Genomic DNA, 16,908 nt, shown 5'->3' on the forward strand with positions numbered 1-16,908 from the left:
CCTTAGGGATGTACGGGTCGGGTGAAGCTGTTCGCGAGGAGCCGGCAGCAGTTGTAGGCGGCCCAGGTGATGCCGGGGATCGCCTCTTCCTGCATCTGTTCCAGGGAGCCGGGGCCCCGCGCGATGGAGAAGGCGGCGGTGATGCCCGAGCGGCGGAGCTCCTCGGCGGAGACCGCGACCCTGCCGGCGATCACCACGACGGGGCGGTCGGCGGGGGTGAGGCGGCGCACCGCGTCGACGACCTTCCCGGCCAGGGACTGGCCGTCGAAGGACCCCTCCCCGGTGAGGACGAGGTCGGCCCGGGATAGGAGCTCCTCGGCGCCCAGGACGTCGGCGACCATGCGGGAGCCGGGGACGACCTCGGCGCCCAGGAGCGCGGTCAGCCCCGCGGGCAGGCCGCCGGCGGCCCCCATCCCGGGGAGGTCGCGGACGTCGGTCCCGGAGGCCTTGGCGAGCACGTCGGCCAGGCGGCGCAGTCCGGCGTCCAGGGTTCGCACGTCCTCGGGGGAGGCGCCCTTCTGCGGGCCGAAGACGGCGGCCGCGCCCTCGTCGCCGAGCAGGGGGTTGGTGACGTCGCAGGCGATGCGCCAGCGCACGCGGCGGGCGCGGGGGTCGAGCCCGTCGAGGTCGACGCGGTCCAGGCCGGTGAGGGCCCCTCCCCCGTCGGGGAGCTCGGAGCCGTCCGCGTCGAGGAAGCGCGCCCCCAGCGCGGCGAGGAGGCCGGTGCCCCCGTCGGTGGTGGCGGAGCCGCCGATGCACAGGAGGATCTCCTCCACACCCGCGTCCAGCAGCGACGACACCAGGGGGCCGATGCCCCGTGTGGTCGCGGTCAGCGGCCGGAGGGGGACGTCGGAGACCGCGGGCAGCCCGTTGGCCTCGGCGGCCTCGATGACGCCCGTCAGGTGGTCGGGGGAGAGCCCGTACCTGGCCCGGACGGGCCTGCCGAGGGCGTCGGTGGTGTCCGCGGTCAGCGCGGTCGTGCCCCAGGCGCCGAGCAGGGCGTCGAGGGTGCCCTCGCCGCCGTCGGCGAAGGGCAGGGTCCGGACCTCCACCGGCGTGCCCTGCTCGTCGAAGGCGTCCTGGACGCCCCGGGCCATCGCCGCCGCCACGTCCACCGCCCCGGCACTCCCCTTGAAGGAGTCCGGGATGATGGCGACGCGGAGGGGGGATGCCTCGTCATGTGTGCGAAACGCTGTGGACATGCAGGAGAGCCTAAGCACATCACCGGTGCGTTTCGACGGTGATTCGCCCAGTCTTCCTGGGACTTTATGTGAACCCTGTGTGCGATTCGCCCAGAGCGTCACACGCGTACAGGGCCATCTGGAGCGTGGTCAGGTGGTCGGCCCGGCGGATGTCCAGACCCGTCACGGACCGGATCCGCTCCACCCGCTGGAGCAGGGTGTTGCGGTGGACGTACACCGAGTCCGCCGCGGCCTGCATCGAGGTCGTCGAGGCCACCGCCACGACCGTGCGGCGCAGCGCGCCGTTGAGCTCCGCGACCCTTCCCGCCAGGTTCTCCAGGGTGCGCGGGGGCAGGTGGGCGACGGCCACGGCGATCGTCCGCGACCACGGCACGCCGCTCTCCGCGGCGGGGATCAGCCCGGCGTAGCGGCACAGGGCGCGCGCCTCCTCCGCGTGGGCGAGCAGGACGCCGACGTCGTCGGTGGGCGCGGTGGCGGTGTGGCGGCTCTCCGGCGGCAGGCCCGGGGCGCGCGGCGCGGGGGCGGCACCGGAACCGACCAGCCAGAGGGCCCCGTGCAGGACGGCGGCCCGGTGCCCGGCGTCGGCGTTGATGCGGACCACGGCCGTCTCGGCCAGGCCGGGAGGGGCGGCGGAGCCGTCCGGGCGCGGGGCGGCGGCCGCCCACAGGGCCAGCGACCAGGGCGGGGCGAGCCCGGCGGCGGCCAGCCGGGCCCGGGCCGCCGCAGGGCGGGCGGTGCCCGAGCTGAGGGCGGCGATGAGGTCGCGGGCCTCGGTGTGGCGCCGGGTGACCGCGTCCTGCTCGTACTCCTGGGCGAGGAGGAGCTGGACGGTCAGCGCGACGACCCGGGCCAGCGGCGCGACCTCGTGCGGGTCCCCCGTCACCCCGACCACACCGCGCAGCTCACCGTCCACCACCAGGGGCTCGTTGGCCCCGGGCCGGTCGGAGGTGCCCGGCTCGGGGGACGTGACGAGCACCCCGCGCCCCTCGGCGATCACCCTCTGGGCGCCGCGGTGGAGGGTGCCGCGCCGGTCGGGGTCCAGGCAGGCGATGATGGTGCCGTGCTCGTCCATCACGTTGATGTTGTGGCTGATCGTCGGGGCGATCAGGTCGACCACGCGCTGGGCGAGGTCGCCGCTCAACGGTGGCCTCGCGTGTTCGGCCATGGCCCACAGGATAGGCGCAGGTGGGAGGGCGGCGGGCCGGGCGGGGGCGTCCCGGTCCCGGCGGTCGGCGCGGCCGGGGCGGGTCCGCTCCCCGGCGCCGTGGGCGGCGCGGTGTCGGAGCCGTGGCCTATCGTCGGAGCATGGCAGAGCAGACCACCCGCCCCGGGGTCCACCGGGCCGGTCCGGCCGACTGGCGATGGCTGCTGGGAGCGTTGCGCGCCCGGTTCGAGACCGCCTCGTTCGGAGCGGGGGCCGCGTTCGTCGCCGCCGTGGGACTACTCGCCCAGGAGGCCGACCGTCCGCCCGACGCCGACCTGCGGGCGGGGCACGTCCAGCTCGCCCTGCGCGGCCGGGACGCCGGCGGCGTGACCGCACAGGATGTCCGGTTGGCCGAGCGCATCAGCGCGCTCGCGTCCGACCGGGGGCTGTCCGCGCGACCGGACCGGGTACAGGTGCTGGAACTGGCCCTGGACACGCCTGCGCCGGAGGCGGTCCTGCCGTTCTGGTCGGCCGTTCTCGGCGGACGCGGAGCGGACGGCAGCGTGGTCGACCCGGCGGGGGGTCTCCCGCCGCTGTGGTTCCAGGCGACCGGCTCGACCGCACCCGACCGGCAGCGCTTCCACCTCGACGTCACCGTCCCCCCGGAAGCCGCCGACCGGCGGATCGCCGCAGCGGTCGCCGCAGGCGGACGCGTCGTCGACGACAGCCGCGCACCGGCCTTCGTCGTGCTGGCCGACCCCGACGGGAACAGGGTCTGTGTCTGCACCGAGCTGGGACGGGACTGAACACCGACCGCACGGGGCGTGCGCATCGGACCCGCCGCGGTTCCGGCCGACCGCCCTGACCACCGGGGGCGCGATCGGCGCCGTGCCGGCGCACGCGGGCGGCCGTGGAGCCGATCGGCGTCTTCCGGCCCGGAGCACCGTCCCCGCACCCTGCCCGGGGTCCGGCCCCGGACACCGGGGCGGGCCCCCGGCCGGCGCCGCTGTGGACCGTGGTCCGGACGGTGCCCGCGAGGGCTCCGTCAACGCGCCCCTCCGCGATCGCACCGCGGCCGTCCCCGCCCCGGAGGGGGCACGGGACGGGGCCCGTGTCACGGTCGCGCCCGCACGGCCGGCGCCGGTCGCGTGCGACGGCTCCGGCAGGTCCTCACAGGGCCGCTTCGACCGCCGCGTCCACCGCCGACTGCAGCCTGCGGCGCAGCGCGGCGCTCTCCGGTCTCTTCGTGCACACCTCGATGACCCGCAGGCCCTCCCCCAGGAGCGCCTTGGGCAGGTCGGTGGCCCACTCCAGCCGGGTGTAGGGCAGGTCGGCCACGGCCGCCACACGCTCCATCGACACCCCGTGCGGCGTGCCGAAGACCCGCTCGAAGTCGGGGTGCCCCGCCTGCTCCAGGCCGGAGAAGATCCCGCCCCCGTCGTTGTTGACCACCACGACGGCCAGGTCGGGCCGGGGCTCCCCCGGGCCGATGATCAGGCCGTTCTGGTCGTGCAGCAGCGCCAGGTCGCCCAGCAGCGCGTAGGCCTGGCCGCCGTCCGCGCCCTGGTGGGCGAGCGCGGCGCCCACGGCGGTGGACACGGTGCCGTCGATCCCGCTCACGCCCCGGTTGCCGACCAGGCGCACGCCGCAGCGCGCCCGCATGGTGGCGTCCAGGTCGCGGATGGGCATGCTCGACCCGGCGAACAGCAGCGAGCCCGCGGACAGGTGGGAGGCCAGGTCGCGGGCGAGCCTGGGCTCGCTCAGCACCTCGTCCCCGTCCAGGACCGCGTCCAGCGCGCCGCGCGCGGCGGCCTCGGCGAGCCGCCACCTCTCGGACCACGCCGTGCGCGGCGGGGAGGCCGGGTCCAGGCCCGCCGGCGGCGCGACCGCCGCGACCACGTCGGTGGCGGTGCGGGCCGGGTCGGAGAACGCGTTGGCCAGGCTGCCCGCGGGGTCGCCCACCGCTCCGGCGGTCACCGCGACGTGCCGCTCGGCCCTGCGCAGGAACGCCAGGATCTGGCGGGACAGGTTCGGGCGCCCCACGCTCACCACCAGTTCCGGGGCCTGCCCGGAGACGAAGCGGGGCGAGGCCAGGAGCTGGCGGTAGGTGGAGACGGCGTCCCCCCTGCGCGCGTTGGAGGTGGGCTCGGCCAGGAGCGGCCACCCGGTCAGCTCGGCCAGCGCCAGGAACGGCACCGGGTCGTAGTCGCCGTCTCCGCACACGATCACGCCGCGCTCCGCGGCGGGCAGGACGAAGGGTTCGGGAGGGGAGGGCGGTCCGGGGCGGTTGATCCACGGCCGGCGGTCCGGACGCCCCTCCAGGGGCTCGGGCCACGCGTCGGCGGAGTCGTCGGGGGTCAGGGGGTCGCGGAAGGCCACGTTGAGGTGGACCGGCCCGGGTCTGCCCCCCACCGCCGCGCCCCAGGCGCGGCAGGCCAGGGAGCGCCAGTAGGCGACCATCCCCGGCACCGGATCGGGGGTGCCCACCTCGGCGAACATGCGCACGGCGCCGCCGTACAGGCCGATCTGGTCCACCGTCTGGTTGGCGCCGGTGCCCCGCAGCTCCGGAGGCCGGTCGGCGGTCAGCACCAGCAGGGGCACCGCGCTCTCGTCGGCCTCCATCACGGCCGGGTGGAGGTTGGCGGCCGCCGTACCGGAGGTGCACACCACCGCCACCGGGCGCCGGGCCGCGCGGGCCAGGCCGAGTGCCAGGAACGAGGCGGAGCGCTCGTCGACGCGCACGTGGACGCGGATCTCGGGGTGGGCGACGAGGGCCAGGGCGAGCGGTGTCGAGCGCGACCCCGGCGCGACCACGGCCTCGACCAGGCCGCCTCGGGCCAGCTCGTCGACGAGGACCCGCGCCAGGGCGGTAGACGGATTCATCAACTCTCTCGATCGTCTCAAGGTGTACCAAGTATCGCCGCGTGGACTCGTCCCCTCCAGTCAACCCCCACCCAGGGCGGAGGTCGAACGAATCCCGCTGTTGTTCCCGGCACATCCGCGCCGGGCGCACCGGTGCCCGACGCGTCGGCGCCCGCGGCCCCGGCGCCGGTCCGCCGGGCCGGGGCTAGCCGGTTCCGGAGACCTCGTCCGCAGCGGCGCGGGCCGCCTCGGCCCGGGCACGCCACCCGGCGGGGTCCACCTCCACCGCGCGCAGGCTCTCCTCGTCCACCGCCACCGGCCGGACCGGCAGGAACCCGTCCAGGGGCAGCAGCGGGTCCGCGGTGACGTCGGCGGTGAGCATCTGCCCGGTGGCGAGCCCGCACGCGTGGGGCAGGTCCGGCAGCGCGGCGGCCAGGGCCACCCCGGCCGCGAGCCCGACGGAGGTCTCCACGGCGCTGGAGACCACCACGGGGAGCCCGCACGCCTCGGCGACCCGCAGCGCGGCCCGCACCCCGCCCAGGGGCTGGACCTTGAGGACCACGATGTCGGCCGCGCCCGCGGCCCTGACCCTGAGGGGGTCCTCGGCCCGGCGGATCGACTCGTCGGCGGCCACCGGGACGTCGACGCGGCGGCGCACCTCGGCCAGCTCCTCCAGGGTCGCACACGGCTGTTCGACGTACTCCAGGCCGAACCGGTCCAGGGACCGGACCATGCGCACCGCGGTGTCCACGTCCCAGCCGCCGTTGGCGTCCACGCGCACCTTCCCGGAGGGGCCGAGGGCGTCGCGGACGGCCTCGACGCGGGCCAGGTCCTGCGCCGGGTCCTGCCCCCTCTCCGCGACCTTGACCTTGGCGGTCGCGCAACCGCCCGCGGCGACGATCGCGCGGGCCCGCTCCGGGCTTAGCGCGGGGACCGTCACGTTGACCGGCACCCGGTCGCGGACCGGTTCGGGCCACCCGAGGAAGGCGGCCTCGTGACAGGCCGCCCACCAGCGGGAGGACTCGCGCGGACCGTACTCGGCGAAGGGCGAGAACTCGCCCCAGCCGGCGGGCCCGCGCACGAGCATCCCCTCCCGGACGGTGACGCCGCGGAAGCGGTCGCGCAGGCCGACCGCGAAGGCGCGCCCCCCGGCGGGGGCGCCCTCCGGGCCGGACCCGACGGGGGGCGTCACGGGCGGCGCGGGAACTTGTCGAACTCCGGACGCCGCTTCTCCTTGAACGCGTCCCGGCCCTCCTGGGCCTCCTCGCTCATGTAGTAGAGCATCGTGGCGTCACCGGCGAACTGCTGCATCCCGGCGGCGCCGTCGCTGACCGCGTTGATGGCGCCCTTGAGCATGCGCAGCGCCAGGGGGGACTTCTCCAGGAGCTCGCGCGCCCAGGCGACGGTCTCCTTCTCCAGGTCCTCCAGCGGGACCACGGTGTTGATCATGCCCATGTCCAGCGCCTCCTGCGCGCTGTACTGGCGGCACAGGTACCAGATCTCGCGGGCCTTCTTCAGGCCGACGGTCTCGGCGAGCAGCCAGGAACCGTAACCGCCGTCGAACGAGCCGACCTTGGGCCCGGTCTGGCCGAACTTGGCGTTGTCGGCGGCGATGGTCAGGTCGCAGCAGACCTGGAGGACGTTGCCGCCGCCGATGGACCAGCCCGCGACCATGCAGATGACGGGCTTGGGCAGGCGGCGGATCTGCACCTGCAGGTCGAGGACGTTGAGCCGGCCGATGCCCTGGCGGGCCACGGCGTCGTCGCCGATGTACCCGTCGTCGCCGCGGATCTTCTGGTCGCCGCCGGAGCAGAACGCCTGGTCGCCGGCGCCGGTGAAGATGATCACGCCGACCCCGGAGTCGTCGCGGGCGATGTTGAACGCCTGCTGGAGCTCGAACAGGGTCTGGGGCCGGAAGGCGTTGTGCCGCTCCGGGCGGTTGATCGTGATCTTGGCGATGCCCTCCGCGGTCTCGTAGATGATGTCGGAATACTCGCCCGACCGCTGCCAGTCGATCACGCTGCTCACGGCTACTACTTCTCCTCACGGGGACACTGGGGACGACGCGGACGCGCCTTCGTCGGCCGCGTCCAAGCGTCAACCCTACGCATTCTGCCAGGCGAGCCGGGACGAACAGGCACGCACCCGGCCGCCCGGCGCCCCCGGGCGCTCCGCGCCCCGGTCGCCGCCCGGGGCGCGGGGCCCCCGGCCCGGGGTTCGCGGAGCCCGCGGGCGCGGTGGCGGCGGACGGGCGTACCCTGGCGGGCGTGGCACGCGAGAATCAGGTCGAAACCCAGGTCGAGGTCCCCCCGTCCGAGGGGGGCCGCCCCCTCCAGGCCGTCCTCGGGCTGGCGCCGGAGCGGTTCGGGGACCTGCTCGCCCGCGCCCTGGACGGCGAGGGCCCCGCCCTGCTGCCCGTCCCCGCGGGCACCCCCGACGCGCGGGTGCGCGACCTGCTCGCCGCGATGCGGCCCTCGTCCCTGCGCGGCCCGGACGGCGTGACCGCACTCGGGGACTCCGCGCCGGCGGGCGCCGACACCGCCCTGGTCGTCACCACGTCGGGCTCCACCGGCGCCCCCAAGGGGGTGGAGCTGTCCGCGGAGGCCCTGCGCTCCTCCGCCCGCGCCTCGGTCGCGCGGATCGGCGCCGCCCCGGGCGACCCGTGGCTGTGCGTGCTGCCCGCCGGGCACATCTCCGGCATCCAGGTGATGATGCGCGCCCTGGTGACGGGGACCCGGGCGGTGCACGCCCTCTTCGACGTGGACACGGTGCGGGAGGCCGCCGAGCGGCTGCGGCCGCACGTGTCCCTGGTACCCACGCAGCTGCGGCGGCTCACGGCCGCCGGGGTGGACCCGTCCCTGTTCGGGTCGGTCCTGCTCGGCGGGGCCGCCGCCGAACCCGCGCTGGTCGGGGCGGCCCGCGCGGCGGGCGCGCGGGTGGCGACCACCTACGGCATGAGCGAGACCTGCGGCGGATGCGTCTACGACGGCGTCCCCCTGGACGGCGTCCGGGTGCGGATCGACGCCGAGGCCCCCGGCGGGCCCGGGCGGATCCTGCTGTCGGGACCGGTGCTCCTGAGCGGGTACCGGCTGCCCCCGGGCAGCCCCGCCGATCCGGGAGCGCCGTCCGCCGACGGCGACGGGCGGCTCTGGCTGCGCACCAACGACCTGGGCCGCCTGGACGCGGACGGCCGCCTGACCGTGCTGGGCCGTATGGACGAGGTCGTCAACACCGGCGGCCACAAGGTGGTGCCCGGCCAGGTCAACGCCCTGCTGATGGAGCACCCGGCGGTGGCCGAGTCGGTGGTCGTGGGCCGCCCCGACCCGGAGTGGGGCGAGCGGGTGAGCGCGGTGGTGGTGCCCGCCGACCCGGACGCGCCCCCGACGCTGGAGCAGCTGCGCGCGTGGGTGCGCGAGCGCCTGCCCTCCTACGCGGCGCCGCGGGAGCTGGACCTGCGCGGGTCCCTGCCGATGCTCGCCTCGGGCAAGCCGGACCTGGTGGCGCTGCGGGGCGCCGCCTCCTGAGGCCGGGCCCCGACCGGGGCCCGCCCGCCCCGCCGTTACCGCCGCACTCCGCACGCGTGGGACCCTGGGCCCGCCGGGTACCGCGCTCCGCTCCGCGGAGAGGGGCGCTGACCTGGGGGTCGTCGGCGCCGTCCGCCGGCGGCGCCGCCACGGCCGACGACAGCCGGGCCCGGGCGGCGGGGAACTTCCCGGAGGTCCCCCGCGTCTACCTGAGTATCCGGTCCCTTCGGCCCCTCTCCCAAGGAGGTCCGCAGTTGGCGCCAGCCATCGGTCCACCCGTTCGTGTCCCTGCGCCCTCCTCGCGGCCCGGCCGGGCGACCGGGCCGGGGCGCGGCCGCACCCGAGCGGGCTCCTTTACCCGCTCGCGCACACGCTTCGCCACTCTCCGCCCAGTGATCTGTACCACTCTCGACGATATCCAATCGAGACAGGGAACATTTGACTCCCCGACACGTTGGACATATTGGCGCGTCCAGTCGGCGGGAACCCTCCGCCACGTGCCATACGTCTTGGAAGGGAGGGAGGTGCCCAGATGACGAGCACTGCCCTAGCCGCTTCGGCACACACCGCCGAGGCCCCCGACGGCCCCGCTCAGAACGAGGACGCGGCCGCCGACGCGGCCCTGGCCGACCTGATCACCCGCGGACGCGCCCAGGGACACCTGTCCCTCTCCGAACTGCGTACCGCTTTCACCGCGGCCGGGGTCTCCTCCGGAGACGGCCGATCCATCCTGCGTGAACTCACCGAGAACGGGGTCCGGCTCGCCAACGGGGGCGACGACTCCGCGCTGGTGTCCGATCCTGACGCCGAGGACGACGTGCTGGAAAACACTCTCATCGCCACGGTGCCCGACACCGACGAGGCACCCAAGGCCGCATCCGGCAAGGCAGGGGCGCGCAAGGGCCCCGCCACCCGGAGGAAGGCCCGCACCACGCGGCGCACCAAGAAGACCGAGACCACCCAGGCCACCACCGATCCGGAGACCGGTGAGGCCGACCTCGACGACCAGTCGCCCGCCATGGGCGACTCGGTCCACACCTACCTCAAGGCCATCGGCCGCCGCCAGCTCCTCACCGCGGAGCAGGAGGTCGACCTGGCCAAGCGCGTCGAGGCCGGGCTCTACGCCGAGTACCGGCTGGGCCTGCACGGCGACGTCGACGGCTCCGTCACGATGTCCGAGGCCGAGGTCGACGAGCTGGAGTGGGTGGCCGAGGACGGCCGCAAGGCCAAGTCCCACATGCTGGAGGCCAACCTGCGCCTGGTGGTGTCGGTGGCCAAGAAGTACAGCGACCGGGGGATGTCGCTGCTGGACGTGGTCCAGGAGGGCAACCTCGGCCTGATCCGCGCTGTGGAGAAGTTCGACTACAGCAAGGGCTTCAAGTTCTCCACCTACGCCATGTGGTGGATCCGCCAGGCCATCCAGCGCGGCTTCGCCGACTCCGCCCGCACCATCCGCCTTCCCGTGCACGTCCTGGAGCTCCTCAGCAAGGTGAGCCGGCTGGAGCGCGACATGCACCAGGCGCTGGGCCGCGAGCCCACCCCCGAGGAACTGGCACTGGAGCTGGACAAGACCCCGGCCCAGATCGAGGAGCTGCTGCGGGTCACCCGCCAGCCGATCAGCCTCGACTCGACCATCGGCGAGGACGGCGAGACCCGTATCGGCGACCTCATCGAGGACATCGACGCCTCGGAGGCCTCCGAGGTGGTCGACCGCCAGCTCATGGCCGACCAGCTGCGCAACGCGCTCTCCGACCTGGAGCCGCGCGAGGCGACCATCATGTCCCTGCGGTTCGGGCTGATGGACGGCCGCCCGCGCACCCTGGACGAGATCGGCAAGCACCTCGGGCTGACCCGCGAGCGCATCCGGCAGCTGGAGAAGCAGTCGCTGTCCAAGCTGCGCCACCCCAGCCGCGCCCAGCAGCTGCTGGACTTCGCGAGCTAGACGCGGTCCGACACGCGAACGGGGCCGCCTCCCGCACGGGGGGCGGCCCCGACGCGTGTCCGGCCTCAGGGATCTCCCCCATTCGCCCCTGGTATGGGGCCCACGCCCCTGACAGAGGGTCCCCGCGGTGGCACGATGGCGCACATGACGAACAGTGCCCACCGCGGCGACGAGATCGCCGCGGCCCTCAAGGCGAGCCGCGAACTCGGACCCGAGTACGACGAGGCCCTGGCCGCCTCCCTCGTCGAACGCATCGACGACACCATCGAGGACCGGGTCCGCCACCACGTGGTGCGTCAGACCACCGAAGCCTCCGCCCGGGCCGGGATGCCCTCCAACACCGTGCGCTTCGTGCTCTCGCTGGTGTGCCTGGGCGTCAGCATCCCCGTCAGCGCCGTCACCGCGACCCTGGGGTCCCCGGGAATGCTGCCGCTGGTGTGGCTGGGCCTGATCGCGTTCTACGTGGTGTCCGTGGTCGGCCTGCGTCGCTGAGGACGCACGTCCGCTCCGCGCCGGGCCCTCAGCGCCTCAGCGCCGCGCGCAGGATCTCCACGGCCTCGTCGTGGTCCAGGCCCACGCGGGAGATCACCTCGGCGTAGTCGCGCGCGGCCGCCAGCGCCTCCGCGCGCTGGTCGTCGCCGCCCGCGGCGACGAAGGTCCCCGAACGCCCGCGGGTCTCGACCACCCCCGCCTGCTCCAGCTCCCGGTACGCCCGCGCGACCGTGTTCACCGCCACCGAGAGCTCGCCCGCCAGGGCGCGCACCGTCGGCAGCCGGTGGCCGACCGCGAGTTCGCCGTTGGCGGCCGCGATCGCCACGATCGACCTGATCTGCTCGTAGGGCGGTACCTTCGACGTCGGATCTATGCGGATGAAATCCGCCATCTCCTACTGCGCTCCCCACGGTCGCCTGCTGCGGTGTCCGGTCCCCGGAGGGACCGAACACCAAACTACCGTGCGCGCCCCGGCCGCCGGCGGCGAACCGGCGGAACCGGCCTCATCCCGGAAGGCGCGGCACCCGCTGGATCCCGTGCATCCGGTGGGCCTCCCGGGCGGTGAGCAGCGTCTCCGCCGTCTGCGTCGCCTCCCGCACCTGCGGCCGGGCCAACCCCTTACGGCGGTGGATCCGGTCCTGGTACCCCTTGAGCCCCACCAGTGTGCGCTCCTTGGCGTAGGCGGCCCGCATGGCCTCGGTGAGCGCCTCGTCCAGCGCCACGCCCCGCTCGTGGACCTCGACCACGGAGGCCCCCGAGCCCCTCACCGCGTCCAGGGCCTCCTGCGCCTCGGCCACTCCCCGCAGGAGCTCGGGCAGGCGCGCGGCCCGCTCCCGGTCGGCCTCCAGGCTCTCGCGCGCCTGTGTCGTGCTCTGCTTGGCAAGTCCCATGTGTGCGCTCCGTACCCGCGTACCGTCGGTCGAGGCCACTCTAGAGGTGACGAAGATCATCCGACGACCCGGGCCGCGCGTCGGTGGTGGCCCCCGTCCCCGGGATCTGCCACCTTGGCGTCCCACACCCCCGAGAGGAACACCGTGAGCAGGAACTACGCCGGACTCAGCCGCGAGCGCATCATCGTCGAGGCGCTCCACATCATCTCCGGGCGCGGGTTGGGCGGCCTGTCGATGCGCCGGCTGGGCGACGCCCTGGAGGTGGAGGCCATGGCCATCTACCACCACTTCCCCCTGGGCAAGGAACAGCTGTTCAACGCCATCGCCGCCTACGTGGCCTCGCCCTCCCCCACCGGAACCGCCCCCGCGGACGGGGAGGACGGCGCCGAGGAGACGGAGGAGGAGGCCGTCGACACCCGGCCCTGGGACGTCCGCCTGACCGACTGGGCCGACACCCACCGCGCGCGCATGCTCGCCTACTCCGGCGCGCTCTCCCTGCTGGTGCACCGCGCCCCGCACACCCCCGACAGCGACGCCACCCGCGCCCTCATGCACCGCGCCTTCACCGACGCCGGCCTGACCGGCGAGGACGTGGTCCGCGCCGCCGACGCCCTCCACTCCTACTGCGTCGGCGCGGTCGTCCACCAGGTCCGCCACGCCGACGACGAGGACGCCCCCGACGAGGCCGAGGCCGAGGCCCGCTTCCACCTCGGGCTGCGCGCCCTCCTGCGGGGCCTCACCTGAGCCGAACAGGACACACACGGTGACCGGGAACCCCGGACGCCTCCCCCGCGTCTCTTCCCCGGGTGCCGAAACCCGTTCCCCTCATCTGCACGCCGCCCGGCCACGGCACCACCGGCGCGGTACGGAGATCACGCCATGGTCCTCAAACGCCTGCTCGCCGGAATCGGATTCGGCGGAGCCTCCGTCGAAACCGTCCTGGACTCCGCCGGAACCCAACCGGGCGGCGTCCTGCGGGGCGTCGTCCACGTCGAGGCGGGAAGCGTCGAGCAGAGGGTCGAACGGCTCACCGTCGGCCTCCAGGCCAGGGTCGAGACCGAGGTCGGCGACCACGAGGTCAACAGCGACATGGAGTTCCACCGGGTCAGCCTGGGCGAGGGCACCGTCCTGGCGCCCGGGCAGCGCTTCCAGGTGCCCTTCGAGCTCCCCGTCCCCTGGGAGACGCCCATCACCGTCCACCAGGGCCGCCACCTGCACCGGATGCACGTCGGGGTGAACACCCGGCTGCACGTGGCGGGCGCCGTGGACCCCGGAGACCTCGACCCCGTGGCCATCGCCCCGCTCCCCTCCCAGGCGGCGGTCCTCGACTCGCTGGTCGGCCTCGGGTTCGCCTTCAAGCAGGCGGACCTCGAACGGGGGCGCATCCCCCACACCCGCCAGAGGCTCCCCTTCTACCAGGAGATCGAGTTCCGGGCGCCGAGCCGCTACCGGGGGTTGAACGAGCTCGAACTGTCCCTGGTCACCGACGGGCAGGGGTTCGACGCGGTGCTGGAGCTGGACAAGAAGCCCGGCCTGCTCTTCTCCGAGGGCCGCGACAGCTTCCACCGCTTCAGCGCCGACCACGCCCCCGGACGCGACTGGAGGGACCACCTGCACCAGTGGATCGACTCCCTGGCGGGCAGGCGCAGACTGCTCTGAGCGGCGGGGGCCGGGAGCGCGTCCGCCCGGCCCCGCCGGGGCGGCCCCCGGAGCGACTGCGGCGCGGGAGGGCCCGGGGCGGTCGGCGGGGGCCTCCCTCCGCGAAGGGCTCAGGCGTCCGCCGCCCGCTGCCGGACGCGCTCCGCCCGCAGGCGGCGGGCCTCCTCCGGGTCCAGCACGGGCGCAGCCGTGAGCAGCTGGCGCGTGTACTCGCTCCGCGGATCCCCGTAGATGCCGTCGCTGGTCCCCAGTTCCACGACCTCCCCCTTGCGCATGACGGCGACGCGGTCGCTGACCTGGCGCACCACCGCCAGATCGTGCGCCACGAAGATGTACGTCAGACCGAAGTCGTCCTGCAGCTCCGACAGCAGCCGCAACACCTGGTCCTGCGTCGACACGTCCAGCGCCGACACCGGCTCGTCGCAGATGATCAGCTTCGGCTTGAGGATCAGCGCCCGCGCGATCGCGATCCGCTGGCGCTGACCGCCCGAGAACGCGTGCGGGAACCGGTTGTAGTGGTTGGGCTCCAGCCCCACCCGCTCCAACAGCTCCTGCACCTGCCGGCGCACCTTCTTGCCGTCCTTCTCCCCCTGCACCCTCAGCGCCGTACCGATCGCGTCCCCCACCGTCAGACGCGGATTGAGCGAGGAGTACGGGTTCTGGAACACCATCTGCACATCACGGCGCAGCGGACGCAGCGCCCGCTCCGACATGTGCGTGATGTCGCGCCCCTCGAACTCCACCCGGCCCCGGGTGGGCTCCAGCAGACGCATCACCATCCGCGACAACGTGCTCTTACCCGACCCCGACTCCCCCACGATCCCCAGCGTCTCCCCCTGGTGCAGATCGAAGGACACCCCCTTGACCGCCCAGAAGTCCGTGGAGCGTCCCCAGAGCCCTCCCCGCACCCTGAAGCTCTGCGACACCTCCTCCACCCGCAGCAGGACCTCGCCCCGCTCCGGCCCCCGGGCCGGGGCGAACGCGTCGAAGGCCTCCTCCCCGCCCTCACCCGCCGCCGTCGCCCCCGACGGCTGCCTGCGCTGCTCGGCGCGCGCCTTCGCGGCCCGGTCGGAGCGGTCGCGCGCCCGCCGCCGGGCACGGGAGACCTCCACGCGCGGCACCGCGTCCAGCAGCTCCTGCGTGTAGGGGTGTTCGGGTGCGGACAGGACCCGGCGCACGTCGCCGCGCTCCACGGCCACGCCGTGGCGCATGACCACGACCTCGTCCACCGACCCCGCGACCACGGCCAGGTCGTGGGAGACCAGGATCAGGCCCATGTCCAGGTCGCGGCGCAGCTCGTCCAGCAGGTCCAGGATCTGCGCCTGCACCGTCACGTCCAGGGCCGTGGTCGGCTCGTCCGCCAGCAGCACCTTGGGATCGCACATCAGCCCCATCGCGATCAGGACGCGCTGGCGCATGCCGCCCGAGAACTCGTGCGGGTAGGAGTTGATCCGCTTGCGCGCCTGCGGGATGCCCACCCGGTCCAGCGACTCCACGGCACGGTCGCGCGCCTGCGCACGCGACACCTGCGGCCGGTGCACGCGCAGCGCCTCCACCAGCTGGTTGCCGATCGTGTACTGCGGGTGCAGCGACTGCATCGGGTCCTGGAACACCATCGCGATGTCGTTGCCGCGCATCCGCCGCAACTGCTTGTCCGACGCCGACACCACGTCCTTGCCCACGACCTCGATGGCACCGCTGATCCGCGCCCGGCTGCCCCGGTGCAGGCCCATCAGAGCCAGCGACGTCACACTCTTGCCCGAGCCGGACTCGCCCACGATGCCGAGCCCACCTCCCGCGGGCAGCTCGAACGACAACCCGTCCACCGCCCGGACCTCGCCGTCCATGGTCGGGAACACCACCCGCAGGTCGTCCACCCGGACGACGGCCTCGGCGGAGGACGGTGCGGACTCACTCATAGGGGACGCCTCTACTCTCTCGGTCCGGCGGGTCTGTGGACTGCTCCTCGGCGGGCGCCGGTCGGCACCCCGTGCGCGCCCGGCGCAGGGCGGCACGTCCCGCGCGTCCGGCACTAGCCGTGGATGCGCACGCGCGGGTCGATCAGCGGGTACACCAGGTCGACGATCAGGTTGCAGACGACGATGAAGAACGCCCCGAACAGGGTCACCCCCAGAATCACCGGCAGGTCGCTCTGCGTGATCGCGTTGACGGCGTACCGGCCGATCCCGTTCAGCGAGAACACCTGCTCCGTCAGGACCGCGCCGCCCAGCACCAGGCCCAGGTCCAGGCCGAAGATCGTCACGATGGGGGTCAGGGTCGGGCGCAGCGCGTGCTTGAGCACCACCTTCCCCTCGCTCAGCCCCTTGGCGCGGGCGGTGCGGATGTAGTCCTCGCCCAGGGTCTCCAGCATCCCCGCGCGGGTCTGCCGCGCGTACATGGCGGCGTGCAGGAACGCCAGCGTCAGCCACGGAAGGAACAGCCCCTCCGCCCACCCCAGCGGGTCCTCGGTGAAGGGCACGTAGCCCGGCGTGGCGAACAGGCCCCACGCGTGCACGAGGAAGGCCAGCGCCAGCAGGCCGGTGAAGAAGATGGGCAGCGACACCCCCGCCAGGGCGACGGCCATCGCCAGGCGGTCGAACAGGCTGCCCTTCCACACCGCCGACACCACCCCGACCAGGATCCCGCCGACCAGCCAGATGACACCCGCGCCCAGCGCCAGCGACGCCGTCACCGGCAGGCGGGCCACGATCTCGGGGAACACCTCCTGGTAGCTCTGGAAGGAGTAGCCGAAGCACGGCGCCGAGCACTCGATGGTGTCGCGGCCGAACCGGTACTCGGCGCCGAAGAAGATCCCCCGGACGAACTCCCCGAACTGCACGAACACGGGCTTGTCCAGTCCCAGCCGCTCGATGGTGGCCTGGATCGCCTCGGGGGTCGGAGCGCGGCCCACGTACATGGTCGCCAGCTGCTCGGTGGTCCGTCCCGCCCACCGGGGCACCACGTAGAAGATGGCGAAGGTGACCAGGGTGACCACGGCCAGCAGCAGGAGGCCGGCGCCCAGACGGCGCAGGATGTAGGTCAGCAACGCGCGTGCTCTCCGTTCAGGGGCTCGGACGGGGCAGGTCGCGGCGGGCCGCCGGGATCACGGTGACCGCCCAGGACGTGCCCGCACCGGCAACAGTAACCGAGCGTGTTCGATTGATCACGCTTATCCGTGCCGGTGTGTGCCCTG

General features: G+C 74.3%; 15 protein-coding genes. 6 read left to right on the forward strand and 9 right to left on the reverse strand.

What is annotated here, in order from left to right; genetic code table 11:
- Positions 1 to 2: 2 nt before the first annotated feature.
- Positions 3 to 1,202, reverse strand: coding sequence for a glycerate kinase (locus tag ACFQBR_RS06800; protein WP_344182773.1), 1,200 nt, complete (start codon positions 1,200 to 1,202; stop codon positions 3 to 5).
- A gap of 64 nt (positions 1,203 to 1,266) precedes the next feature.
- Positions 1,267 to 2,367 (reverse strand): CdaR family transcriptional regulator, encoded by a 1,101-nt coding sequence (locus ACFQBR_RS06805; protein WP_352984464.1) that lies wholly within the window; start codon positions 2,365 to 2,367, stop codon positions 1,267 to 1,269.
- Positions 2,368 to 2,507: 140 nt separating this feature from the next.
- Here ACFQBR_RS06805 and ACFQBR_RS06810 point away from each other — a divergent pair, with 140 nt between their 5' ends.
- On the forward strand, positions 2,508 to 3,152 hold the full coding sequence (locus ACFQBR_RS06810; protein ID WP_344182769.1) for a VOC family protein: 645 nt from the start codon (positions 2,508 to 2,510) through the stop codon (positions 3,150 to 3,152).
- 364 nt (positions 3,153 to 3,516) lie between these two features.
- Here ACFQBR_RS06810 and menD read toward each other — a convergent pair whose 3' ends face one another.
- The 3 genes from menD to menB all read right to left on the reverse strand — a co-directional run bounded on the left by menD (position 3,517) and on the right by menB (position 7,236).
- On the reverse strand, positions 3,517 to 5,229 hold the full coding sequence (gene menD / locus ACFQBR_RS06815) for a 2-succinyl-5-enolpyruvyl-6-hydroxy-3-cyclohexene-1-carboxylic-acid synthase (RefSeq protein WP_352984462.1): 1,713 nt from the start codon (positions 5,227 to 5,229) through the stop codon (positions 3,517 to 3,519).
- A 184-nt stretch (positions 5,230 to 5,413) separates the two neighbouring features.
- Positions 5,414 to 6,400 carry an o-succinylbenzoate synthase gene (locus ACFQBR_RS06820; protein ID WP_344182765.1) on the reverse strand — a complete coding sequence of 329 codons (987 nt, stop codon included), beginning with the start codon at positions 6,398 to 6,400 and terminating at the stop codon, positions 5,414 to 5,416.
- Positions 6,397 to 7,236, reverse strand: coding sequence for a 1,4-dihydroxy-2-naphthoyl-CoA synthase (gene menB, locus ACFQBR_RS06825; protein ID WP_267949431.1), 840 nt, complete (start codon positions 7,234 to 7,236; stop codon positions 6,397 to 6,399). The genes ACFQBR_RS06820 and menB overlap by 4 nt, the downstream gene beginning before the upstream one ends.
- A gap of 239 nt (positions 7,237 to 7,475) precedes the next feature.
- Here menB and ACFQBR_RS06830 point away from each other — a divergent pair, with 239 nt between their 5' ends.
- From ACFQBR_RS06830 to ACFQBR_RS06840, 3 genes are all read left to right on the forward strand, one after another.
- A complete protein-coding gene (locus ACFQBR_RS06830; protein ID WP_378552454.1) occupies positions 7,476 to 8,732 on the forward strand; it encodes an AMP-binding protein in 1,257 nt (418 codons plus the stop codon).
- Positions 8,733 to 9,264: 532 nt separating this feature from the next.
- Positions 9,265 to 10,674, forward strand: coding sequence for an RNA polymerase sigma factor (locus ACFQBR_RS06835; RefSeq protein WP_344182763.1), 1,410 nt, complete (start codon positions 9,265 to 9,267; stop codon positions 10,672 to 10,674).
- Between the two features lie 144 nt (positions 10,675 to 10,818).
- Positions 10,819 to 11,166, forward strand: coding sequence for a hypothetical protein (locus tag ACFQBR_RS06840; protein WP_378552456.1), 348 nt, complete (start codon positions 10,819 to 10,821; stop codon positions 11,164 to 11,166).
- Between the two features lie 28 nt (positions 11,167 to 11,194).
- On the opposite strand, the gene ACFQBR_RS06845 is transcribed toward ACFQBR_RS06840, so the two are convergent.
- Both ACFQBR_RS06845 and ACFQBR_RS06850 read right to left on the reverse strand, forming a co-directional pair.
- Positions 11,195 to 11,557 carry a GntR family transcriptional regulator gene (locus tag ACFQBR_RS06845; protein WP_344182759.1) on the reverse strand — a complete coding sequence of 121 codons (363 nt, stop codon included), beginning with the start codon at positions 11,555 to 11,557 and terminating at the stop codon, positions 11,195 to 11,197.
- Positions 11,558 to 11,669: 112 nt separating this feature from the next.
- On the reverse strand, positions 11,670 to 12,056 hold the full coding sequence (locus tag ACFQBR_RS06850; protein WP_267949427.1) for a hypothetical protein: 387 nt from the start codon (positions 12,054 to 12,056) through the stop codon (positions 11,670 to 11,672).
- A 144-nt stretch (positions 12,057 to 12,200) separates the two neighbouring features.
- Between ACFQBR_RS06850 and ACFQBR_RS06855 the strand changes: the two genes are divergently transcribed.
- A complete protein-coding gene (locus ACFQBR_RS06855; protein WP_344182757.1) occupies positions 12,201 to 12,800 on the forward strand; it encodes a TetR/AcrR family transcriptional regulator in 600 nt (199 codons plus the stop codon).
- Between the two features lie 135 nt (positions 12,801 to 12,935).
- Positions 12,936 to 13,715: a sporulation protein gene (locus ACFQBR_RS06860; RefSeq protein ID WP_267949425.1), complete on the forward strand. Its 780-nt coding sequence runs from the start codon at positions 12,936 to 12,938 to the stop codon at positions 13,713 to 13,715.
- Positions 13,716 to 13,825: 110 nt separating this feature from the next.
- Here ACFQBR_RS06860 and ACFQBR_RS06865 read toward each other — a convergent pair whose 3' ends face one another.
- Complete coding sequence (locus ACFQBR_RS06865) at positions 13,826 to 15,634, reverse strand: ABC transporter ATP-binding protein (protein WP_378552459.1); 1,809 nt, start codon at positions 15,632 to 15,634, stop codon at positions 13,826 to 13,828.
- A gap of 113 nt (positions 15,635 to 15,747) precedes the next feature.
- Positions 15,748 to 16,761: an ABC transporter permease gene (locus tag ACFQBR_RS06870; RefSeq protein WP_344183082.1), complete on the reverse strand. Its 1,014-nt coding sequence runs from the start codon at positions 16,759 to 16,761 to the stop codon at positions 15,748 to 15,750.
- Between the last annotated feature and the right edge of the window lie 147 nt (positions 16,762 to 16,908).

This window comes from Nocardiopsis tropica, assembly GCF_042660575.1.
GTDB lineage: Bacteria > Actinomycetota > Actinomycetes > Streptosporangiales > Streptosporangiaceae > Nocardiopsis > Nocardiopsis tropica.